General features: G+C 44.2%; 16 protein-coding genes. 7 read left to right on the top strand and 9 right to left on the bottom strand.

Features of this window, described 5'->3' with window-relative positions:
• Window positions 1-231: 231 nt before the first annotated feature.
• Entirely contained in the window at window positions 232-2,241 is a 2,010-nt protein-coding gene (locus N5O98_RS09130; protein WP_004308808.1) for a glycoside hydrolase family 97 protein, read from the top strand.
• Between the two features lie 240 nt (window positions 2,242-2,481).
• Here the strand turns inward: N5O98_RS09130 and N5O98_RS09125 are convergent, their stop codons facing one another.
• Together N5O98_RS09125 and N5O98_RS09120 are read right to left on the bottom strand one after the other, a co-directional pair.
• Window positions 2,482-4,146, bottom strand: a complete 1,665-nt coding sequence (locus N5O98_RS09125) for a long-chain fatty acid--CoA ligase (RefSeq protein ID WP_004295728.1) — start codon at window positions 4,144-4,146, stop codon at window positions 2,482-2,484.
• A 281-nt stretch (window positions 4,147-4,427) separates the two neighbouring features.
• Entirely contained in the window at window positions 4,428-5,894 is a 1,467-nt protein-coding gene (locus tag N5O98_RS09120) for a potassium/proton antiporter (protein WP_004295729.1), read from the bottom strand.
• A 166-nt stretch (window positions 5,895-6,060) separates the two neighbouring features.
• On the opposite strand from N5O98_RS09120, the gene N5O98_RS09115 reads away from it, so the two are divergent.
• On the top strand, window positions 6,061-7,245 hold the full coding sequence (locus N5O98_RS09115; RefSeq protein WP_008777334.1) for a uracil-xanthine permease family protein: 1,185 nt from the start codon (window positions 6,061-6,063) through the stop codon (window positions 7,243-7,245).
• 213 nt (window positions 7,246-7,458) lie between these two features.
• Here N5O98_RS09115 and hcp read toward each other — a convergent pair whose 3' ends face one another.
• The 6 genes from hcp to N5O98_RS09085 all read right to left on the bottom strand — a co-directional run bounded on the left by hcp (window position 7,459) and on the right by N5O98_RS09085 (window position 14,258).
• Complete coding sequence (gene hcp / locus N5O98_RS09110; RefSeq protein WP_004308810.1) at window positions 7,459-9,090, bottom strand: hydroxylamine reductase; 1,632 nt, start codon at window positions 9,088-9,090, stop codon at window positions 7,459-7,461.
• 153 nt (window positions 9,091-9,243) lie between these two features.
• Window positions 9,244-9,912, bottom strand: a complete 669-nt coding sequence (locus tag N5O98_RS09105) for a Crp/Fnr family transcriptional regulator (protein WP_004325775.1) — start codon at window positions 9,910-9,912, stop codon at window positions 9,244-9,246.
• Between the two features lie 10 nt (window positions 9,913-9,922).
• Window positions 9,923-11,236 carry a sensor histidine kinase gene (locus tag N5O98_RS09100; protein ID WP_004308812.1) on the bottom strand — a complete coding sequence of 438 codons (1,314 nt, stop codon included), beginning with the start codon at window positions 11,234-11,236 and terminating at the stop codon, window positions 9,923-9,925.
• Window positions 11,233-12,573: a sigma-54-dependent transcriptional regulator gene (locus tag N5O98_RS09095; protein WP_008777333.1), complete on the bottom strand. Its 1,341-nt coding sequence runs from the start codon at window positions 12,571-12,573 to the stop codon at window positions 11,233-11,235. The genes N5O98_RS09100 and N5O98_RS09095 overlap by 4 nt, the downstream gene beginning before the upstream one ends.
• Before the next feature lie 97 nt (window positions 12,574-12,670).
• Window positions 12,671-13,474: a hypothetical protein gene (locus N5O98_RS09090; RefSeq protein WP_004295735.1), complete on the bottom strand. Its 804-nt coding sequence runs from the start codon at window positions 13,472-13,474 to the stop codon at window positions 12,671-12,673.
• Entirely contained in the window at window positions 13,455-14,258 is an 804-nt protein-coding gene (locus N5O98_RS09085) for a metallophosphoesterase family protein (RefSeq protein ID WP_004308814.1), read from the bottom strand. Before N5O98_RS09085 ends, N5O98_RS09090 begins: the two co-directional genes overlap by 20 nt.
• A gap of 268 nt (window positions 14,259-14,526) precedes the next feature.
• Between N5O98_RS09085 and N5O98_RS09080 the strand changes: the two genes are divergently transcribed.
• Genes N5O98_RS09080 through N5O98_RS09070 form a run of 3 tightly spaced genes read left to right on the top strand, consistent with a single transcriptional unit; the run spans window position 14,527 to window position 19,871 of the window.
• Entirely contained in the window at window positions 14,527-16,836 is a 2,310-nt protein-coding gene (locus N5O98_RS09080) for an ABC transporter permease (protein WP_022199593.1), read from the top strand.
• 23 nt (window positions 16,837-16,859) lie between these two features.
• Window positions 16,860-17,534 carry an ABC transporter ATP-binding protein gene (locus N5O98_RS09075; protein WP_004295738.1) on the top strand — a complete coding sequence of 225 codons (675 nt, stop codon included), beginning with the start codon at window positions 16,860-16,862 and terminating at the stop codon, window positions 17,532-17,534.
• 18 nt (window positions 17,535-17,552) lie between these two features.
• Window positions 17,553-19,871 carry an ABC transporter permease gene (locus tag N5O98_RS09070; protein ID WP_004295739.1) on the top strand — a complete coding sequence of 773 codons (2,319 nt, stop codon included), beginning with the start codon at window positions 17,553-17,555 and terminating at the stop codon, window positions 19,869-19,871.
• A 39-nt stretch (window positions 19,872-19,910) separates the two neighbouring features.
• Here the strand turns inward: N5O98_RS09070 and N5O98_RS09065 are convergent, their stop codons facing one another.
• On the bottom strand, window positions 19,911-21,275 hold the full coding sequence (locus N5O98_RS09065) for an MATE family efflux transporter (protein WP_004295740.1): 1,365 nt from the start codon (window positions 21,273-21,275) through the stop codon (window positions 19,911-19,913).
• 150 nt (window positions 21,276-21,425) lie between these two features.
• Here N5O98_RS09065 and N5O98_RS09060 point away from each other — a divergent pair, with 150 nt between their 5' ends.
• Window positions 21,426-22,073 (top strand): HAD family hydrolase, encoded by a 648-nt coding sequence (locus N5O98_RS09060; RefSeq protein ID WP_004295741.1) that lies wholly within the window; start codon window positions 21,426-21,428, stop codon window positions 22,071-22,073.
• Between the two features lie 245 nt (window positions 22,074-22,318).
• Window positions 22,319-23,140, top strand: a complete 822-nt coding sequence (gene panB, locus N5O98_RS09055) for a 3-methyl-2-oxobutanoate hydroxymethyltransferase (RefSeq protein WP_004295743.1) — start codon at window positions 22,319-22,321, stop codon at window positions 23,138-23,140.
• Window positions 23,141-23,146 lie beyond the last annotated feature (6 nt).

The raw sequence follows: 23,146 nt of genomic DNA, 5'->3' as shown, positions 1-23,146 counted from the left end.
GGTTCATCCTAGGATCTTCTATTTGTTTACAAAGGTCAATTATGCCAATTTTCATGTTAGTTTATGTTTTAATATATCTTATAAAGATAAGGAAAATAATCGACATTAGCAAATGATAATATGTTAATAACCAACAATATAGTAAGGAAATTACAAACGAGAATATAGTAAAAAATATAATGTGTCTGCCCTGCTTTTTGAGTTGTACTATATACAAACAATAGATATGCTATGAAAATAAATTATGTCATTGGAGCTTTTCTGTGTGTGCTGGGATGTTACGGGTGTAGCAGTCCGAAAACGGAAGTGAAATCGCCGGACGGTCATATCAAAATGGCTTTAACAGTAGATGACAACGGTAAACCGTTGTATAACATTTTAGTAGATGACTCATTGTTGATTGAAAATTCGACATTGGGATTTACGGAGAAAAACGGTATCAACCTGGGCGGAGGATTTCAGATAAAAAACACGACTTTCGACAGTAAAGATGAAACATGGACGCAACCATGGGGTGAAAATAAAACCAATAGGAATCATTATAATGAGATGGCGGTAAATTTGGTCAATAAAGATCAGGTGGAGTTAACTCTCCGTTTCCGTGTGTTTGATGATGGGGTAGGGTTCCGTTATGAATATAATGTGCCCGCAGCGGATTCCCTATTGATTACGGATGAACTGACAACTTTCCGTTTTCGCCAAGACGGTACATCATGGTCTATTCCTGCCAGTGCCGAAACTTATGAATTGCTTTATGCGCAACGTCCCATTTCCGAGGTGGAGACAGCCAATACTCCTTTCACCTTTAAAACTGCCGATGGCGTCTACGGAAGTATTCATGAAGCGGCATTGTACGATTTCTCGGAAATGACTTTGAAGCAGGCAGGAAACTATACGTTGAAAGCTGAACTTGCTCCATGGCCTGATGGTGTGAAAGTGCGTAAAGGTAATCATTTCACTACTTCCTGGCGTACTATTCAGATTGTTCCGGATGCCGTTAGTCTGATTAATTCGGCTATGATTTTAAATCTGAATGAACCAAGTAAAATAGAAACGACCGATTGGATTCGTCCGATGAAATATGTAGGTGTATGGTGGGGGATGCATCTCGGCGTAGAAACCTGGAAGATGGATGAACGTCATGGAGCCACTACTGTCAATGCCAAGAAATACATTGATTTTGCCGCTACCAATCAGATTGAAGGCGTTTTGTTTGAAGGTTGGAATGAAGGCTGGGAAAGCTGGGGTGGTATGCAAAACTTTGACTTTACGAAACCGTATGCTGACTTTGACATTGATGAAGTGGTTCGTTATGCAAAGGAAAAAGGAGTTGAAGTTATCGGCCATCACGAGACCGGAGGGAATATTCCCAACTATGAGCGCCAGATGGATCATGCTATGCAATGGTACACAGACCACGGTATCCATGTCCTTAAGACAGGATATGCGGGAGCTTTCCCGAATGGTTATCTTCATCACAGCCAATATGGGGTCAACCACTATCAGAAAGTGGTGGAAACAGCTGCCCGTCACAAAATGACGCTGGATGCGCACGAACCTATTAAAGATACCGGTATCCGTCGTACATGGCCTAATATGATGACACGTGAAGGAGTGAGAGGGATGGAATGGAATGCATGGAGCGAAGGAAATCCTCCGTCTCATCATGTCATGTTGCCGTTCACCCGTATGCTGTCCGGTCCGCTGGATTATACACCGGGTACGTTTGATATTTTGTTTCTGAACACCAAAGATTCTCCCCGTCGCCAGAAATGGAACGATCAGGATAAAGGAAACAGCCGTGTGAATACAACATTGGCGAAACAGCTTGCTAACTGGGTGATTTTGTATTCTCCCTTGCAGATGGCATCTGATATGATTGAAAATTATGAAGGCCATCCGGCTTTCCAGTTCTTCCGCGATTTCGATCCGGATTGTGACGAATCGAAAGCATTGGCAGGAGAACCGGGGGAATTTGTAGCCATCGTGCGTAAAGCAAAAGGCAACTATTTCTTGGGAGCGGCAACGAACGAGAAACCCCGTACACTGGAAATAAAACTGGATTTCCTGGAACCGGGCAAACAGTATAAAGCTGTCATCTATGCGGATGGAGAGAATGCGGATTGGAAATCAAATCCTACGGATTACCGGATAACGGAACAAACGGTTACTTCTGAAAATACGTTGAACATACGAATGGCTGCCGGAGGCGGACAGGCTATTTCATTTATGGCACTTTAAAAAGATCGATTGATTATAAAGTTAGACTGTTAATAATGGAAATAGGATTCGTTTTTAGGTAGGAAGATAGAAAAATAGGTAGTATAAATAAAGTTAGTTAGAGGTTAGAAAAAACGGTGGACAGTGTTGAGGCTGTTCACCGTTTTTATTATTAAGCATGTTCTCATTATCAGTTTATATAATCCGTGCCTAATACTATGAGAATTATTGCAAGGATACTCATTGTGTTATCCGGGATAATTATCCCTTTGCTTCCTGATACATAAAGCGCTTGATTGACTTTTTCGCAGTCTTTTCAAATTCTTCAAAATGGATTTTAATCTTGCTTATTTGAGAATAGTTAGGAAGCTGTTGATTCAATTCGATACGGTTTTGCTCCATTACTTTCTGAATATCCGTCTGCTGCAATCCATGAGCGAAAGCATCGTCGAAATCCGGGTAGATCAGGGCTACCAGTTTTTCGTGCTGTAAGACGATCAGTGACTCCGAAACATACGGCATGTTGTTCAGCTTGCTTTCAATTTCTTCGGGATAGATATTCTGTCCGCTAGAGGTGAGAAGCAGGTTCTTACTACGTCCGCGGACTGTCACATAACCCTCTTCATCCAACGTACCGAGGTCACCGGTATGCAGCCAACCGTTAGCATCAATAATTTGCGCCGTAGCTTCCGGATTTTTATAATATCCCAGCATCATATTCATTCCTCTGCATACGATTTCTCCGGCATGTGTTTTCGGGTCCGGTGAGTCAATACGGACTTCCATTCGGCTGGTTGCCTTTCCGCAGGAAGCAAGTTTCAGTGTTTCCCAACGGCTGGAACAAATAATCGGACCACATTCCGTCATACCGTAAGCGATGGTGTAGGGGAACCCTATCTTTTTAAGGAAAGCCTCTACTTCCGCATTGAAAGGAGCACCTCCGATAATAATCTCGTCAAAGTTTCCACCGAAGATTTCCATGGCAGCCTGTCGTGCCAGCGATTTGATTTTATCGTTCACAATAGGCACTTTCAGCAATAACTTGCCGATTTTGCTGTCTACTTTAGGAAGAATATCTTTCTTGATAATCTTTTCCACAATCAACGGTACACAAGAAATCACTTTGGGTTTGATTTCGGAGAAAGATTGGGAAATGATTTTTGGAGACGGCATACGCGTCAGGAAATAGATGTGTGCACCTGCAGAGAATCCGTAAAGGAAATCATATACCATACCGAACACGTGTCCCATAGGCAACATGGAAACGATATGATCTCCCGGTTTAACGGGAAGCATTTCGAAGCAATAAGCCACGTTTGACCAAAGACTGCGATAGGGGAGCATCACTCCTTTAGAGTAACCCGTGGTACCGGAAGTATAGTTGATGATAGCCAGTTCTTCCGGACGATCTTTCCGGTAACAAATATGTTCCGGTCGAAAGTTCTTGGGATACTGTTGACCGTAAATAGCGTTCCGGTGTTCAAAAGCGTAAGTGAGTTTTTCGTTCCGGGACACTAATGCCGAGAAATCAGCCAGCGAAGCGATGCCCTCTAACAAAGGCATGGCATCTTCATTCAGGTTCTCCCATGCCTGGTCGCCGACGAAAAGTAATTTGGCTTCGGAATGGTTGACGATATTATGAATATTATCTGCCTTGAATTCATGCAAAATGGGAACAATAACAGCTCCGTAAGTGATAGTCGCCAGGAAAGTAACTGCCCAGTGAGCACTGTTACGTCCGCAAACGGCTATTTTATCTCCCGGCTGGATGCCGGCACTCTCCAAGACGATGTGAAATTTAGCGATTTTACGCGCTACATCCTTATATTGGAGGGTAATTCCTTTATAGTCAGTTAAGGCATCTTTGTCCCAGTTTTTGATGATGCTTTGCTCAATATAATCAATGAACTGATGTTCTTGTTCCATTCGATTTTTGCACATTTAGTTTAAAACTGCGCAAAATTAATACTTCGTAGATGTAAACCGAATTTTAAATTCAAGTTTTACGGTTAATTAACGGAGGGGGAGCGAACAATTTTATCAGCCGGATAAAGGTCATTCGTGTTTCTTCCTTAGAACTAGTTCATTGGCCTATATAAAACATTTCGTCTCCACGCATGAAGATGAAACGAATGTCTTGCCAAGGCAAGAGGTTCCATGCGTGGAGACGAATCAGTTATAGTGTACTGAATAACTCTTTTCAGATGTTATTCTGAATCAGTATCTTCTTCTTTGGATTTTTCGGAAATAAGTAATAGTTTATCTCCTTCGTGCAGTTTCAGTGTTCCGTTGGGAATCAGGAACTCATCTCCGCGCTTCACGATCATTACCAGCGTGCCTTTCGGAAGATTCATATCTTTCAATGTGTCTGCTTCTTCCAGCATACTTTTGGTGATAGTCATGTCACTAAGATCAGAGTCTATTTCTTCCGGAAGTTCCACTCCGAAGTCGTTACCGGTTTTTTCCAGCGGTTTGGAAAGATTCAAAATCCGGGCGACGAAAGAAATGGTTGTTCCCTGTACGACCAATGAGACAATGGTAATAAAGAATACAATGTTGAAAATGAGGTTCGAACCTTCTACGCCCGCCACTACCGGATAGGTAGCAAAGATGATAGGAACTGCACCGCGTAATCCTACCCAAGATACGAAAATACGTGATTTCATCGTGATTTTCCGGAATGGAAGCAGACAAAGGAACACGCTTAACGGGCGCCCGATAATAATCATGAAAACACCAATCAACAATGCCACGGCAGCTACTTCGAGCATTTCGTGCGGGTTGACAAGCAATCCCAGGCAAAGGAACATGATGATTTGCGACAACCAGGTCAGTCCGTCCATAAAGGTGTAGATATCCTTACGGTGCATGATTTTATTGTTTCCCACCATGATACCGGCGATATATACGGCAAGGTATCCGTTACCTTTCAGTAAGTCGGTGATGGAGAAAGTGAAAAACACAAATGCCAGTAATAAGATGGGATACAAGGCTTGATTATCAATATTGAGCTTATTTAACATCCGGATAGCTAGCTTTCCAAGTACATATCCGGCAGCCGCGCCGACGATAAACTGGATGACGAAAGAGCCTACGATAGCTCCGACTCCCATACCTGACGATTGAATAAACTGTATCAGGACAATGGTAAGCATATAGGCCATCGGGTCATTACTTCCGCTCTCCAGTTCCAGCATGGGACGAAGGTTGTGTTTCAAGTTCATCTTCTGTGAACGGAGAATGGCGAACACCGAAGCCGAATCCGTAGATGACATGGTGGAGGCCAAAAGCAGGGAAGTAGTGATAGGTAAATAAATATTTGACCAGCTCATACCTGATATCCACCAGATAAAGAGTCCGGTGAAAAGAGCTGTAAGTAGTACTCCGACAGTGGAAAGCACGATACCGGGACCTAGAATAGGTTTGATTTCTCTGAATTTCGTATCCATACCTCCCGAGAAAAGGATAATACTAAGGGCCACCATACCGATAAATTGGGCGTCTTTCGCGTCGTGGAACTGCAGGCCGAGGCCGTCACTTCCAAACAACATTCCTACTACGAGGAACAATAATAAGGTAGGTACTCCAAAGCGGTATCCGGTTTTTCCAACAACGATGCTGACGAAAAGTAAGATAGAACCGATAAGTAGGGTGTTTTCTGCTGTAAATATCATAGGCAATATATTATAAAGTTATAAAATTGTCGTATTAATTCTCACCGTGCGAAGTTACACATTATTAACAACAAATAAAAACTCTTTTTGGATGTATTTTTGTGAAAAAAGGGAGTTAAATTGTCTAAAAAGACTAATTTTGCAAAGAATAATCTACATTATACTTATGGATTCAAATAATCTTACACCTTTGAGGAAAGGGGTGGTGGGGGTACAATTCTTGTTTGTAGCTTTCGGTGCTACGGTACTCGTACCGTTATTGGTAGGGCTTGACCCTTCTACAGCTCTGTTTACAGCAGGTATTGGTACGCTTATCTTTCATGCGGTTACGCGTGGAAAGGTTCCTGTCTTTCTGGGGAGTAGTTTCGCATTTATTGCGCCTATCATTAAAGCGACAGAACTTTATGGGTTGCCCGGCACCTTATCCGGCATGGTTGGAGTAGCATTAGTTTACTTTGTGATGAGTGCGCTTGTCAAATGGCAGGGAGTGAGGGTGATTGAGCGGCTGTTTCCTCCTGTTGTCATAGGACCTGTCATCATTCTGATAGGTTTGTCACTGGCGGGAACAGGAGTGAATATGGCAAAAGAGAACTGGGTACTGGCACTGCTTTCGTTGGTTACCGCAGTCGTTGTTTCAATGAAAGCCAAAGGGCTTTTGAAACTGATTCCTATCTTCTGTGGAATTGTAGTAGGGTATCTGGCTGCATGGCTTTTCTACGATTTGGATTTGTCCGGTGTCAGGGATGCTGCCTGGATTGGATTGCCGCAGTTTGTCTTTCCTAAATTCTCATGGGAACCTGTGTTGTTTATGATTCCGGTAGCCATTGCTCCGGTGATAGAACATATTGGTGATATTTATGTCGTTAATACGGTCACCGGAAAAGATTTCGTGAAAGATCCGGGGTTGCACCGCACCTTATTGGGTGATGGTCTGGCCTGTTTCTGTGCCGGATTGCTGGGTGGGCCTCCTGTGACTACCTATTCGGAAGTGACAGGAGCCATGTCACTGACAAAGATTACTAATCCGCAAGTGATCCGAATAGCTGCCATTTCCGCTATCTTATTCTCCGTTATCGGTAAAATCAGTGCATTATTAAGATCCATTCCAAGTGCGGTACTGGGCGGCATCATGTTATTGCTTTTCGGAACGATTGCTTGTGCGGGTATTGGTAATCTTGTGAATAATTGCATTGATTTGAGCCGTACCAGAAATATAATCATTGTATCTTTGACACTGACTGTCGGCATTGGTGGCGCTGCTTTTAATTGGGGCGATTTTTCATTGTCCGGCATTGGACTGGCAGCTTTGGTGGGAGTAGTTCTCAATTTAATATTACCCAGAGAGGATTGAAATTCTATTCAAAAAAACATCCACTATGCGGGAGTAAATGCAGGACTCCTGATTAAGCAGGAGTCCTCCTAATATAGAAAAAAAGATAGTGACGGTATATGATGGAAATAGTGACGGTATGGTTGTTGTATACCGTCACTATCCTTATCAAATACCGTCACTATTTTGTAGAAGAGAATCTGCTTGTAAAATACCCTTCTGTTTCCTTATCATTTATGATAGAAACTTCACAATATCTTCATCCACTGTACTGATACCTCCGATCCCGAATTGTTCGATCAATACGTTCCTGACATTCGGTGAAAGGAAAGCGGGAAGTGTAGGACCCAAATGAATGTGTTTCACTCCCAAAGCCAGTAATGCCAATAAAACAATGACCGCCTTTTGTTCGTACCAAGCGATGTTGTATACGATAGGCAACTGATTCACATCATCCAATCCGAAGATTTCTTTCAGTTTTAAAGCGATGACGGCCAATGAGTAACTGTCGTTACATTGTCCTGCATCCAACACTCTCGGAATGCCGTTGATATCACCTAAAGCCAGTTTATTATATCTGTACTTGGCACAACCGGCAGTAAGAATCACGGTGTCACCAGGTAATTTTTGAGCAAATTCCGTATAGTATTCACGGCTCTTCATACGTCCGTCGCATCCTGCCATTACAAAGAATTTACGGATAGCTCCGCTTTTCACGGCGTCCACCACTTTATCTGCCAGGGCTGTCACCTGTGCATGAGCGAATCCTCCGATAATCGTTCCGTTTTCAATGGCTACCGGTGGCTGACATTGTTTAGCATGAGCAATCAGTGCAGAAAAATCTTTCGGTTTTCCGTCTTTACGTTCGGGGATGTAATGTGCCCCGTCCAAGCCGCAGGCTCCTGTGATGTAAATACGATCCTTGTAGCTGGCATTTGCACGTGGCGGAACGATACAGTTACTTGTGAACAAGATAGGACCGTTGAAACTTTCAAATTCCTCTTTCTGCTTCCACCAGGCGTTTCCGTAGTTTCCTGCCAGATGCTTGTACTTCTTTAGTTGAGGATAATAATGTGCAGGCAACATTTCGCTGTGAGTATATACATCTACTCCTGTACCCTCTGTTTGTTCCAATAACTCTTCCAGGTCTTTCAAGTCATGTCCGCTGATTAATATACCCGGATTATTGCGTACACCGAGACTCACTTGTGAGATTTCCGGATTTCCGTAGCTGCTGGTATTCGCTTTATCCAGCTGTGCCATTGCCGATACTCCATACTTTCCTGTTTCCAAAGTCAGCTGAACCAGTTCTTCCACTGTAATATCATTGCGGGTCAGTTCAGACAAGGCATGTTGCATGAAAGCAAATATTTCCGGTGACTCGTAGCCCAGGTTATGCGCATGCTCTACGTAGGCAGCCATTCCTTTCAGGCCATAGTGTACAAGTTCTTTCAGTGAGCGGATATCCTCGTTGGGAGTGCGAAGCACACCGACAGTTTTTGATTTCTCTTCAAACTCATCTTCGCTTCCATTCCAAAGACATTCGTCGGGAGCATTTTCGATCTTTACCTTGTTGGCAAGTTCATTTTTCAGTTTCAGTCCTTCTTTGATTTTTTCAGTGATAGCCACTTTATCAAAATTGGCGTTGGTGATGGTAATGAACAAAGCATCATAGATAAATTTGTCTGCTTGTTCGGAAGGATGTCCATCTTTACGCAGATGTTCGTTGTAGACAGCAATTCCACGTACTACGAAGAGTAGTAAATCTTGCAGGTTAGCCACTTCAGACGTTTTACCGCACACACCTTTCAAGGTACAGCCGGTACCCATTGCGGTTTCTTGACATTGATAACAGAACATACTCATAACTTTTACGTTTTTAATTAGTCCAATATTTTATTTATTGAACGCAAAAGTAGAGGAAAAGTTTCAGGTGATTCTGTAACCAATGTTACAACAATGAATATTTTTTATCTAAAACACTCATTATTCGATTCATAAATCTTTAAACTGCTCCTATTATTGAATAAGCCGTACCAGTTGTTCTTTCTGTAAAATAGTGATATGCTTGCGATCGGCTATCAATAATCCATCTTCCTGCATGTGCGCCAGTTCACGGGCGAGGGAAGGACGGGATACTCCGAAATAATCACTCAATTCCTGTTGTGAACGGTCGAGGGTGATATGCGTCTGTTGTTGCTGTTTGTATAATCGGAGCAAGTACGAAGCAAGTTTCTGACGAATCGTTTTAAACGACATAAAGAAAAGCTTATCCGATAAAGTCCGTGCATAATTGGCAGAAAGATTCATATAGTTTTCCAAAAACTGCTCGTTCTTACGGAATAAACTCAATACACTTGATTTAGGAAGTTCGATAACCTCTGTCGGTTCGTTGGCAGTCACTTCCACCGGATAGCGGTTCTCCTCACCGAACAGAAACAGAGGGGCAATCGCTCTTGGAGCAGCGATGTCTTCCACTTTGATAAGACGCCCCGAATAATCAATCATCTCTCCACGTACGCTTCCTTTGGTCAGGATGACGAGGCGATTGCACACAGCTCCCTGTTGAGCCAGGATTTCCCCTTTCTTATAAGAACGTGTATGGAAACTGATCTCTTCCAGATCGGCAAAAAGTCTTTCCGGAGTGATCCCTCGGAATAAGGGGTTGTTGACGAGTGCAGGTATCATATATCAATAGTTATTTGAATTTTAAAATAAACGTTGTTTCTTTCTCCCGCAGCAAAGTGAGACTCCCGCCCGAAAGGCGCATGATCTGTCGTGAAATACTAAGCCCGATTCCGCTACCATTTTCTTTGGTGGTGAAGAAAGGAATAAAGATATGCTCTGCTATTTCCGACGGGATTTCAGGACCGTTGTTTTTGATCTCGATCCATATTTCTTCCATATCATTGCAATAAGCCCGAAGCTCGATTCTACCATCCGGCTGGCTGCCGATTGCCTGGATGGCATTCTTCAGAAGATTGATAACCACCTGGGCGATGAGGTTTTCATCCGCATACAGAATTAAGTCCGCAGGAGAAATCTCCGTGTGGAAACAAATGGTGTCACACGGATTCTGATGGCGGGCAAGTTCAATCATCCTTTCTATGAACGCTTTCACGTAGAACAATGACGGTTCCGGTGCAGGTATGCGTGTAAACTGCCGGTAAGATTCTACAAAAGAGAGCAACCCTTTTCCTGTGGTGCTGATGGTCTGCAACCCGTGACTGATCTCTTCGTCTTTATCCTCGGACATGGAAAGAAGAGTGTCACAAAGAGAAGTGATAGGAGTGACCGAATTCATGATTTCATGCGTCAGAACCCGTGTCAGGCGAATCCATGAATCTATTTCCTTTTCATCGAGTTCGGTATTGATGTCGTTCAGAGCCAGAATACGCAGATGCTCTTTGCGCACATTGATTTCCGATACACGTATGGATAGATTAACGGTTCCCCGTTCGTTGTGAAATATCACTTGCAGTTTGTCTCCGGGACGGCAGTTCTCTATTTTCTCCATGAGCGTAGTGTCTACTTTACTCAACTGATGGATATGCGTGAATATATTCAGCCCCAAAAGACGGAGTGCCTCCTTGTTCTTCTGATAAACAGCCCCATTGTCATTGAGTACCAGCAATCCTGTACTGACAAAATCCAGAATCAGCTCGTAATATTTCTCTTGTTGTGCGGTTTCCGCTTTTACATTATATAAGATATGTCCCACCCGGTTGAGTGCCCGGTTGATCTTTTGGCTTTCGGGAGTACCGTTTTCTTCGGGAAAATGAAAAGTGTTATCATTATTTTCAAGCGCGTTAATCATGAAAAGCACCTGCTTGGTGTGAAGCTGGTACAGGCGGATTTGCCAGATGATGCTAAGTACCAGCAGACAAAGACTGACGCCCAGCCAACCGTATGATTGATGAATACCGAACCAGACGGTCGATATACAGAAAAGTACAGTCAGCAAAACTCTGAACCAGTACCGAATCCCCAGTTGTTGGATCAGTGAGCTCATAATCCGAATTTTTTCATCTTGTTATAGAGCGTCTGCCGGGTTATTCCCAGTTGAGCGGCCACTGCCGATAGATTTCCCGCACAGGCATCGAGCGCTTTCCGTATCATCTGCACTTCCATTTCTTCCAGGGTGGAGATACTCTGTTCCTGAATGGCTATCCGTGGTACGGATAATTGGAATAATTCAGCAGGAATCAGCGGACTGTCATTGATGATAACCGCCTTTTCGATGACGTGCTCCAATTCGCGGATATTACCATACCAGGGATGCGCAGTCAATTTATCCTTTGCTTCGGGAGTGAACTTCATCAACGACTTGTCATATTGCTTGCAGAAGTGAACCATAAATCGTTCGGCCAATGGGATAATATCCTCTTTCCGTTCGCGCAGGGGAGGAATTTCCACATGAATGGTATTGATGCGGTAGAGCAAGTCTTCCCGGAATTCGCCTTTCGCTACCATCTCCTGCAGGTTCCGGTTCGTGGCACATATCAGTCGGATATCAATAGGAATTGGCGTGTTACTTCCCACTTTCACAATGCTTCGCCGTTGGATGGCGGTTAGTAGCTTTGCTTGCAGATGGTAGGGCAAGTTTCCTATTTCGTCGAGAAACAGCGTACTCTTTTCGGCAGCCTCGAACTTACCTGTCCGGTCGGCGTGTGCATCAGTGAACGACCCTTTTATATGTCCGAAAAGCTCACTCTCGAATAAAGATTCGGTGATGGTTCCCATATCCACAGCAATCATTTCTTTATATTTGCGGTTGGAAAGCGCATGGATTTCCCGTGCCAGCATCTCTTTTCCCGTTCCGTTTTCACCCGTTATCAAGAGGTTGGCATCGGTGACGGCAACCTTTTTAATCAAAGCCCGTAGTTGTTGCATAACCTTGCTTTCTCCCCAGTACATAGGCGAGTGAACAGGCTTTTCTTTACTTGCCGTTTTCCTATCGTTGTGCGTAGAGGTTGCTGCAGTTTGCAGCGTTTCCACCAGTTTCTGGTTGTCCCAGGGTTTGACGATAAAGTCCGTTGCTCCTTCTTTAATACCCCGGATAGCCAGTTCAATATCGGCATAAGCCGTAAAAAGTACGACCGGAAGATCCGGACGTACTTTTTTTATTTCATGTAACCAGAATAATCCCTCATTGCCGGTATTGATGCCCGATGTGAAATTCATGTCCAGCAATACCACTTCCGGCATTTCCTCCCGCAGGACGCTCGTCAGGGTGACAGGCGAGGAGAGTGCAACGACCTTTGAAAAATAACTTTTTAAAAGGATTTGTATGGCAGTCAGCACCCCTTTATTGTCGTCTACAATGATGATTGTTCCAGATTTACTCATTTTCGTTCAAGTTTGTAAAGCGCAAACTTACGAAAAAAGGATGTGATAATTCAAGAATCGTAATTCAAAATTGATTTTATCCCCCTTGTGTCTCCAATCATAACCACTGGAACTTCAATCCGAATGATAAACTAAGGTAGTCACGTGGACGGAGATAACTATTGTTTACCGCACTAATCACATAAAGGTCACACGTACTTATTTCATAGAAAAAGGTTACAGACTTGGCCATAAATCTACGTTGCGGGTCAATGTCATAGGTCAGGCGTTGTCCCATAAAGACATGGAAACGCACTTTGCTTGAGAAACCATAATACCCTTTCGGATAACGTTCCGGTTCGTTCACCCAGAACTGATTTCCAAATACGGTATTCACATAAAGACCACAGGCAAGAGGCTCTGTCGAGAATCCTTTTCCAATATTAATGCTCCAGGGCATATAGTTCTGCTTGAGCGTCATGGTCACTTTTGCTTTCTTCGAAGAATATTTCGGAATGAATCCGAGCAATACATCCGTTTCCCACTGATTACGTTTTCCATAATCCCATCCTGTACCGAAAGAGAGCAATCCCATATTTCCGGCATATTGTATTTTGGAATGAGTCGGGATAATCCGTTCCCAGTTTCTGCGGAAACGGTGAACCCGATTATCGTAGCGGGTATGTTTGGTGTGCTTCGGTGTGGCAGGCAACACGGAGTCCGCTTTGATAATGGTGAATGAAGACTCCCCGTTACGAAAGGTGATAATTGAATCATCCTTGATGATAAAACGGAGCGAATCATCCTTGTAGTTGTTGATGATTGTATCCCTCTTGCAGGTAGCAGACATCAGACCGGGAAGCAGGAGAAGCACGGACAGTACTCCCGCGCGTAAGATATAATTAGTATTTAACCAGCTCATATTCGTATTTTTCCGGAGTTATTGTAAATACCAGATAAGTACGGTAATCCATACAATCACTGGTAACATAATGTATTCCATCATCAAAAATCACATCGTCCTGATGGTGATGGGTATGGGCGGCCGTGCAGAACTGTATTCCTGCATACTGTTTGACATAGTGTTGGAATACTTTTGCCACATTATCATTGAACACATCCGTATAGGGACGCGCGTGCATACAAATGACCGTTTTTTCAAACTCATCCCGCCTGTTCGTTATCTCATTTTCCATAAAGGTAAAGTCCGGTACAGGTTCGGAGTAATCATACTCCAAAGCGTTGGTATTCAGGCAGACAAACTTCACATCTCCTGCGATGAAAGAGAAGTTTGTGGGGCCGAATACAGCCTTGTAGGTTTCCGCTCCCGTTCCCAGACAGTCATGATTTCCGATCAGAGCCACATAAGGCACATGAAGTCCGTTCATGATATCCCTTTGCCAAAGAAATTCCTTAGTCAGTCCGAAGTCACTCATATCCCCTCCGTGGATAACGAAGTCAATATCATTTCGTTGATTGATTGCTTTTACAAAATCTTTCGTTTCGTCATACCATCGTTGTGAGTCGCCCATTGTCACGAACCGTATCGTAGTTTTACCCTGGCAATTTGCTTCTATTCTTTCCATATTGTGGGCGTTGACCTCTGTTTCTCCGCTGATGCGGACGTCATACGGATGATAGTCTATCATACCGCATCCCGAAAGGAACAGGCACGAAAACAGTGCATATAAATTCTTCCTCTTCATCATTACTTTAATAGTTTAGAAAACTAGATGCAAAGATAAAGTTTTCTATCGGGATGGACAATCTCCCCATGGATAATAGAGACTGTTGGAACAATTTAAAGGAGAAATGGAATAGTCTCCCGGTTGTCTAAAAATTAGACGGTACTGTCTAATTTTTAGACAATATTCAGAAAGGTTGAAATGATAAACACTTGATAATGAATTGTTATTCTTTTTTGGCATGCTTTCTGCATTCTTGAAAATAGAAAAAACAGAAATAAAATATAATATGAAACAAATCTATTATGTGATCCGTACTTTATTGCGGGGGCATGGTTCCAACGTTATCAAAATCCTCTCTTTGGCGTTGGGGCTGACGATGAGCATCCTGTTGTTTGCCCGCGTGGCTTTCGAACAGAGCTTTGACAAATGCTTCAAAGATTATGATAACCTGTATCAGATCTTCTCCGTCTTTTCCGCCAATGGCCAAACCTTTGAGCCGCAGGAAATGAACTGCGGACCGGTGGCGGGTGCCATACAGGAGAACTTTCCTAAAGAAGTGGAAGCAGCCACCAGCTATTGTGTCTGGATGAGTGCCCCTCTTTATTATGGAAGTGTCCGTTTTGAAGCTAACAAAGTGACAGCCGATTCACTATTCTTTCAAACTATGGGTATCGATGTTTTGAGCGGTGTTCCGGAAAAAGAACTGATGCAGAAAGATGTTGTCTTTCTTAGTGACCGGTTGGCGCGTAAGATGTTCGACCAAGAAAACCCGATAGGCAAAGTAATCTCCTATAATAAAGAAATAGAACTGACAGTGAAAGGCACGTACGCCGACATACCCGAAAATGCTACCGTCAGACCGGATGCAGTGATTTCTCTGCCTACCGTATGGAGCCGTGGATGGGGAAATTACTCCTGGAGGGGAGGCGATAGCTGGATCGCATTTATCCGTTTTCGTCCCGGAGCAGACAAATCCGTGGTGAATGCACGGTTGAATGACCTGATAAAGAAATATCGTCCTGCGGAAGACCAGAAAGTGGTAGGTTATACCGCTTTTGTAAAGCCGATCCGTGATGTATACAGGGAAGAACCGGACGTGAAGCGGATGCGGAACATCATGTCTATCTTGGGAATAATCATCCTTTTTATCGCTACCTTGAACTACGTACTGATCTCCATCTCTTCACTCTCATACCGTGCCAAAGCCATCGGCGTACATAAGTGTAGCGGTGCAGGCAGCGGCAAAATCCTGGGAATGTTCCTATTGGAAACAGCTATCATTATTCTCTTCGCCTTGCTATTGATGGGATTAATCTTACTGAACTTCCGCGACTTTATAGAAGACACAACCGCCGTTGAACTCGGAGCCCTGTTCTCTTTAGACCGTCTTTGGGTACCCCTGCTGACGGTAGCTATCCTGTTCCTCATAGGAGGAGCACTGCCCGGACGCATCTTTGCCAGAATCCCCGTTTCACAAGTCTTCCGCCGCTACACAGAAGGAAAAAAAGGATGGAAACGCCCGCTATTATTCGTGCAGTTTGCCGGCGTAGCTTTCATCTGCGGATTGATGTATGTGGTGATGCTGCAATACTACTATGTCTTGAACAAAGACCTGGGATACAATCCGAAGCGCGTTGTCGTAGCCAATACTGATTTCGGCAATAAAGAAAACCAGGACTATGCCCTGACTTTCTTCCGTGGCCTGCCTTATGTAGAGTCCGTGTCCAGTGCCGATTCCCATCCCGTCTATAGTTATAGTGGAACGATGATTCAGGATGAAAGTGGACAATCACTTTTCTCCTCCCGTTTTTGCGAAATGATGGAAGACTATCCAAAGATGATGGGTATGGTGATGAAGGAGGGGCGTATGCCACGGAATGAAAACGAAGTAGCCATCAATGAAACATACGGCGAATGGATGCATTGGGGAACAGAGCTATTGAACCGTACTGTCTATAATTCAGGCTACGTATGTAAAGTAGTGGGAGTGATTAAAGACTTCCGGATCGGTAATTTCACCAACCCGCAAGCACCCTTCATCCTGATGAGTACCAAGAATTTCGGAAACTGTGTTCATGTCCGGCTGAAAGAACCTTTTGCAGAGAATCTTCAGAAACTGAATAAAGTATCGGCAGACGCTTTCCCCGATAAAACGGTCGATTTCCGTTCGATGGAGCAGATGATAAAAGAGAGTTATAACTCCATCCGCGTCTTCAGCAATGCTACCATACTGGCGGCGGTTACCATGTTCTTTGTGATGATGATGGGATTGATAGGCTACACAACCGATGAAGTCCGCCACCGTTCCAAAGAGATTGCCATACGTAAAGTCAATGGTGCCGAAGCCTCCGGCATTCTGGAAATGTTGGTGAAAGATGTGCTCTATGTAGCCGTTGCAGCCGTTGTGATCGGTGTAGCGGCATCATGGTACGTCAATGATATGTGGATGGATATGTTTGCCGAGCACGTGCCTGTCAGTTGGGCGGCGTATGTACTGATAGCGATTGTAAATCTTCTCGTTATCGTAGCCTGCGTACTTTGGAAATCGTGGCGGATTGCCAATGAAAATCCGGTGAATAGCCTTAAAAGTGAATAATTAAAAACATAAATAAAAAGAGTATGATTGAAATAAACAACATCAGTAAAGTATTCCGTACTTCCGAAGTAGAGACAGTTGCCTTGAATCACGTAAACCTTGAAGTAAAAGAGGGAGAGTTTGTAGCCATTATGGGCCCCTCCGGTTGTGGTAAATCCACTTTGTTGAATATTCTGGGTTTGCTCGATAACCCCACCGAAGGTTCCTACCGCTTGATGGGTGAAGAAGTGGGCGGATTGAAAGAGAAAGAACGTACCCATGTGCGTAAGGGCAAACTCGGATTCGTATTCCAGAGCTTTAACCTGATCGACGAGCTGAATGTTTACGAGAATGTAGAACTTCCTCTGACATACCTGGGCTTTAAAGCATCCGAACGCCGCCGCATGGTAGAAGACATTCTGAAACGGATGAACATCAGCCATCGTGCCAAACACTTTCCGCAACAACTTTCCGGTGGTCAGCAACAACGTGTCGCCATTGCCCGTGCCGTAGTGACCAACCCGAAACTGATTCTCGCCGATGAGCCGACCGGTAACCTCGACTCAAAGAATGGGGCAGAAGTGATGAACCTGTTGACCGAACTGAATAAAGAAGGAACAACCATCATCATGGTGACACACTCACAACACGACGCATCCTTTGCCCATCGTACAGTTCATTTGTTCGACGGCAGCCTGGTAGCCAGTGTGATAGCATAAACCAGATCAGAAGCAAGTATGAGACAAATCTATTATAGCATACGTACATTACTGCATGAGCGTACTTTGAATATCGTAAGAGTGCTCTCCCTTTCTTTAGGACTAACAGTTGGCATCTTGCTTTTCTCGCAAATAGCTTTTGAGATGAGCTATGAGAAATGTTACCCGGAAGCGGAGAATCTGATAATGGCGAGAATAGCGGCACAGAATATGACGACCGGCGAAGTGCAGGGTGATGACGGAATGAATTATGACTATACCGTCTGTGATCCGGTAGCTTTTACCTTGGCGCAGGATATGCCTGAAGAAATAGAATCAGCCACCTGTGTACTTCCTTCCCAGTTTTATCATATTTATAAGGAAGACAAACTGCTGTCAAAAGCAAATTACATGATGGTCGACACCTGTTTCTTTGAAACGATGGGTATACCCGTACTAAAAGGGAACGCGAAAGATCTCATCATCTCGAATAGCATATTTGTATCAGAACATTTTGCCCGTGAAACATTCGGTAGCGCAGACCCTATTGGGAAAACCCTTTCGGCCGACAAGCAGTTGGAGCTCACAATTCGCGGCGTCTATAAAGACATACCCGAAAATTCGATGCTCTCCCGTGACTTTGTGATTACCATCCACCGCGATGGTCGCTATGCGAGTGGTAACGGTTGGAATGGGAATGATATCTTTTATGCCTTTGCACGCTTGCGTCATGCGTCGGATATAGACAAGGTGAACAGCAAAATTCAACAAGTAATGGCAAAATACAGCCCCTTGCAATGGGATGACTGGAAGTTGGAATACAGCGTTGTTCCTCTTTCGAAACGCCATCTGGATTCTGCCGATACCCAGAAACGTTTGATGATATTCGGCTTCCTCGGCTTTTCAGTGTTTTTTGTAGCCATCATGAATTATATGTTGATTTCAATAGCCACTATCAGTCGTCGTGCAAAAAGCGTAGGAGTGCATAAATGCAGTGGAGCCAGTTCCGGAAACATCTTTGGCATGTTTCTGGCAGAAACCGGAGTATTGGTTCTACTATCCGTCCTGTTTAGCTTCCTGTTGATAATCAACATGGGCGAATTGATCGAAGACCTGTTGGGAACCAGCCTTGCCTCACTGTTTGCCTGGGACATCATTTGGATACCCTTGCTCACTGTAGTAGTCCTTTTCCTCCTGGCAGGAGGCATACCGGGAAAACTGTTCTCACGTATTCCCGTCACGCAGGTATTCCGGCACTATACGGATGGAAAAAGAGGATGGAAACGTTCATTACTATTTGTCCAGTTCACGGGTACCTCCTTTGTACTCGGATTATTGCTGGTTACCCTGTTACAATATTCTCACCTGATGAATGGAGATATGGGAATCAAGATTCCGGGACTGGTAGAAGCCGAAACCTGGATGTCCGGCGAAACAGTAGAACATGTAAAAGACGAGTTGCTCCGCCAACCGATGGTGGACGGGGTATCGGCATCCACACACAGCGTACTGGGAGAATATTGGACACGTGGATTGATTGGTAACGACGGCAAACGCATTGCCACCCTTAATTTCAATATGTGCGACTATGATTATCCGAATGTGATGGGAATCAGAATAACAGAAGGCACTACCATCAAGAAAAAAGGCGATCTATTGGTAAATAAAGAACTCGTTCGTTTGATGAAATGGACCGATGGTGCCGTAGGAAAATCAGTGAGTGGGGTAGAAGGTACCATCGTGGGAGTGTTTGATGATATTCGTAATAGAAGTTTCTATTCCAGTCAGTCTCCTATCGTATTGATTGCCGATAAAGAATCGGCCAATCACACCATCAATGTTCGTCTAAAAGAACCCTATGACGAGAACCTGAAACGCTTGAACGAATGTGTGGCAAAAACATTCCCGAATGTAGCCCTGAACTTCAATTCAGTAGACAGCATGATTCGCGAAGGCTATAAGAGCGTATACCGTTTCCGTAACGCAGTCTGGATTTCGTCCTGCTTCATCCTGCTTATTGTCATCACGGGATTGATTGGCTATGTGAATGGAGAAACTCAACGCCGCAGCAAGGAAATAGCCATACGCAAAGTGAATGGGGCAGAGGCCTCCGGCATCCTGAAACTATTGATATACGACATTCTGAATATCTCCGTAATCTCTGTGCTGATAGGTACTGCCGCTTCCTATTTTACAGGCCAAATATGGTTGGAACAGTTTAGCGAACGAATTGATATGGATCTGTTACTTTTTATAGGAATAGCCCTGCTGGTACTATTGGTTATCGTGGCTTGCGTGGTAGTGAAAGCCTGGCACGTTGCCAATGAAAACCCCGTAAAGAGCATCAAAGCAGAATAAAGAATAAAAACCAACAGGCGGAGTAAAGCAGTTAATGCTTTATTCCGCTACCGTTTCCGGATGTTGTTTAGACACTTTCTTAATGTAAATCATCAGACTGACAACCGCCGTAATAAACGCCAATGCATCCGATACCGGCATACTAATCCAGATACCTTCCAATCCCCACCAGTTGGGAAAGAGCAGCAAGCAAGGCAAAAGATAAAGCAACTGTCGCGTCAGCGAAAGGAAAATACTTATTTTAGCCTTCCCGATACTTTGGAAGAAGTTACCAATCACAATCTGCGCCCCTACAAACGGGAACATCAATACAGCCAGCCGGATACCGTCTACGGCCAAATCAATCAATTCATCGCTATCCGTGAAAAGAGCCGATACGGCATGAGGGAAGAACTCGCAGATAATAAACCCGCTACTGGTAATCACGACCCCGGAGATAATCCCCAGTCGCAATGTCTGTTTCACACGGTCTATCTTCTGTGCTCCGAAGTTATACCCCACAATAGGCTGCATACCCATCGTCAGACCTAACACAATCATCACATAAAGCGTCAGCAAACGGTTAATAATCCCATAAGCACCAATCGCCATATCGCCCCCGTAATTTTGCAGACTGTTATTGATGATAATCACAATGGCACACGCACACACATTCATCAGGAAAGGAGACATACCGATGGCGAAGATACTCTCCACAATCCTCCGTTTCATCTTCCAGATATTCCCCTCAAAATGCACCGTACTGTCTTTCTTGACAAAATGGCTCACCACCCACACCATACCGATCAACTGTGAAATCACCGTTGCCGTAGCAGCTCCCCTCATTCCCCATTCAAAGTGGAAAATAAAGATAGGAGCGAGGATAATGTTCGCTACCACCGTCACCATCGAAGTCAACATCGCCTTTTTCGGGTATCCGGTAGCACGCATCACGTTGTTCAACCCAATCATCGTATAAGTGATAGGAGTACCCAATAAGATCACCTGCATAAAGCTCCGCGCATAAGGAAGCGTCTCGCTACTGGCCCCGAAGAAAACCAATATATCATCCAGGAAGATGAAAGACAAAATACCAAAGAAGAACGAATTAGTGATACAGAGCATCAACGTGTGTGACAAGATTTCCGTAGCCCCCTTCATGTCCTTTTGCCCCAGACGGATAGACGCCAGCGTAGAACCGCCCGCCGATACCAATGTACAGAAAGCCACCACCAGATTCATCAGCGGAAAGCTGATGGCTAGTCCGGCAATCGCCATTGGGCCTACACCATGTCCGATGAAGATACTATCAATAATATTATAGATAGAAGTAATCGTCATTCCGATAATTGCAGGAATGGAATATTGTAACAGCAATTTGCCGATACTTTCTTTGCCTAAGATATGTGGGTCGTTCTTGCTCATGCGCTAGTAGATTTTGTTGGATAAAAACGTATGTTACGTTTTTTTTAGCTTTGCAAAGGTACGAATTATTTGCCTGATTCGATGATTATTCGGAACTTTGCAACGACGGATACACAAGGTTTAACGTTTAGGTAAAAAGAAAGTTTATATATGAATACAACGAAAACGATTGCGGCACTCTTCGATTTTGATGGTGTCATTATGGATACAGAAACGCAGTACACAGTCTTCTGGGACGAGCAGGGACGGAAATATCTGAATGAAGAAGATTTCGGCCGCCGTATTAAGGGACAGACATTATTGCAAATCTATGAAAAGTATTTCTCGGACCAACCCGAAGCCCAGCTTGAAATAAGCGCCGAACTCTACGTTTACGAGCAAAAGATGTCCTACGAATACATCCCCGGAGTAGAAGCCTTTATAGCCGATCTTCGCCGTAACGGTGCAAAGATAGCCGTAGTCACCAGCTCCAACGAAGAGAAGATGGCTAACGTCTACAATGCCCACCCCGAATTTAAAGGAATGGTAGACCGCATCCTGACCGGAGAGATGTTTGCCCGTTCCAAACCGGCTCCCGACTGCTTCCTGCTCGGGATGGAAATCTTTGAAGCCACCCCCGAAAACACCTACGTCTTTGAAGATTCTTTCCACGGCCTGCAAGCCGGAATGACTTCCGGGGCAACAGTGATCGGACTTGCCACCACCAATACACGTGAAGCCATCACTGGCAAAGCACATTATATAATAGACGACTTCACCGGCATGACCTACGACAAGCTCCTGATCCTGCATCGTTAAGAGAAAGAATAAATCCGAAACGCATTATTGCACTTGATAAATCGCTTCCTTATATTGTTAAGGAGCTTTTATTATACCTCACAGAATCCTTCCAACCGCCTCCCCAGCTATCCAAGCGAGGTGTTTGAAAGGATTTTTTGCATTTCCTTCTCTGTTATGAATTAAATGTTATAACTTTGCCGCGATTTTTGAAGGCGCTTGACGTCGTTTTAATTTTTAATCATTAATTTTTAATTTAAAAAGACATGGCTGGTTATATATCAGATGACTCAAGAAAGGTGACTACTCATCGCCTGGTTGAAATGAAACAGAGAGGTGAAAAAATATCTATGCTGACTGCTTATGATTACACAATGGCACAGATTGTAGACGGTGCGGGAATGGACGTAATCCTGGTAGGCGACTCCGCTTCCAATGTAATGGCAGGTAATGTGACAACACTTCCTATCACACTCGACCAAATGATCTATCATGCCAAATCCGTGGTACGCGGCGTGAAACGTGCGATGGTAGTGGTTGATATGCCTTTCGGATCCTATCAGGGCAACGAGATGGAAGGACTTGCTTCTGCCATCCGTATCATGAAAGAAAGCCACGCTGACGCTTTGAAGCTCGAAGGTGGTGAAGAAATCATAGACACGGTGAGACGCATCGTATGTGCTGGCATTCCGGTAATGGGACATCTGGGACTCATGCCTCAATCCATCAATAAATACGGCACCTATACCGTGCGTGCCAAAGACGACGCCGAAGCCGAAAAACTGATTCGCGACGCCCATCTATTAGAAGAAGCAGGCTGTTTTGCCATTGTACTCGAAAAGATTCCCGCAACCCTTGCCGAACGCGTAGCATCCGAACTGACCATACCTATTATCGGTATCGGTGCCGGTGGCCACGTAGACGGTCAAGTATTGGTGATTCAGGACATGCTTGGCATGAACAACGGATTCCGTCCGCGTTTCTTGCGTCGTTATGCTGACTTGTACACGGTGATGACCGATGCCATCAGCCGTTACGTTTCTGACGTGAAGAATTGCTACTTCCCCAACGAGAAGGAACAATATTAAATATAG

The sequence above is a fragment of the Bacteroides sp. LFL-34 genome, assembly GCF_027257075.1.
In the GTDB taxonomy this organism is placed as follows: Bacteria; Bacteroidota; Bacteroidia; order Bacteroidales; family Bacteroidaceae; genus Bacteroides; species Bacteroides ovatus.
This window is presented reverse-complemented; position numbering and strand designations above follow the sequence as displayed.

Coding starts and splice junctions, on each gene's coding strand:
- N5O98_RS09070 (WP_004295739.1), top strand. CDS start 17,553: ATGAGACAAATCTATTATAGCATACGTACATTACTGCATGAGCGTACT.
- N5O98_RS09090 (WP_004295735.1), bottom strand. CDS start 13,474: ATGAGCTGGTTAAATACTAATTATATCTTACGCGCGGGAGTACTGTCC.
- N5O98_RS09085 (WP_004308814.1), bottom strand. CDS start 14,258: ATGAAGAGGAAGAATTTATATGCACTGTTTTCGTGCCTGTTCCTTTCG.
- panB (WP_004295743.1), top strand. CDS start 22,319: ATGGCTGGTTATATATCAGATGACTCAAGAAAGGTGACTACTCATCGC.
- N5O98_RS09100 (WP_004308812.1), bottom strand. CDS start 11,236: ATGAGCTCACTGATCCAACAACTGGGGATTCGGTACTGGTTCAGAGTT.
- N5O98_RS09130 (WP_004308808.1), top strand. CDS start 232: ATGAAAATAAATTATGTCATTGGAGCTTTTCTGTGTGTGCTGGGATGT.
- N5O98_RS09065 (WP_004295740.1), bottom strand. CDS start 21,275: ATGAGCAAGAACGACCCACATATCTTAGGCAAAGAAAGTATCGGCAAA.
- N5O98_RS09125 (WP_004295728.1), bottom strand. CDS start 4,146: ATGGAACAAGAACATCAGTTCATTGATTATATTGAGCAAAGCATCATC.
- N5O98_RS09115 (WP_008777334.1), top strand. CDS start 6,061: ATGGATTCAAATAATCTTACACCTTTGAGGAAAGGGGTGGTGGGGGTA.
- N5O98_RS09080 (WP_022199593.1), top strand. CDS start 14,527: ATGAAACAAATCTATTATGTGATCCGTACTTTATTGCGGGGGCATGGT.
- N5O98_RS09060 (WP_004295741.1), top strand. CDS start 21,426: ATGAATACAACGAAAACGATTGCGGCACTCTTCGATTTTGATGGTGTC.
- N5O98_RS09075 (WP_004295738.1), top strand. CDS start 16,860: ATGATTGAAATAAACAACATCAGTAAAGTATTCCGTACTTCCGAAGTA.
- N5O98_RS09120 (WP_004295729.1), bottom strand. CDS start 5,894: ATGATATTTACAGCAGAAAACACCCTACTTATCGGTTCTATCTTACTT.
- hcp (WP_004308810.1), bottom strand. CDS start 9,090: ATGAGTATGTTCTGTTATCAATGTCAAGAAACCGCAATGGGTACCGGC.
- N5O98_RS09105 (WP_004325775.1), bottom strand. CDS start 9,912: ATGATACCTGCACTCGTCAACAACCCCTTATTCCGAGGGATCACTCCG.
- N5O98_RS09095 (WP_008777333.1), bottom strand. CDS start 12,573: ATGAGTAAATCTGGAACAATCATCATTGTAGACGACAATAAAGGGGTG.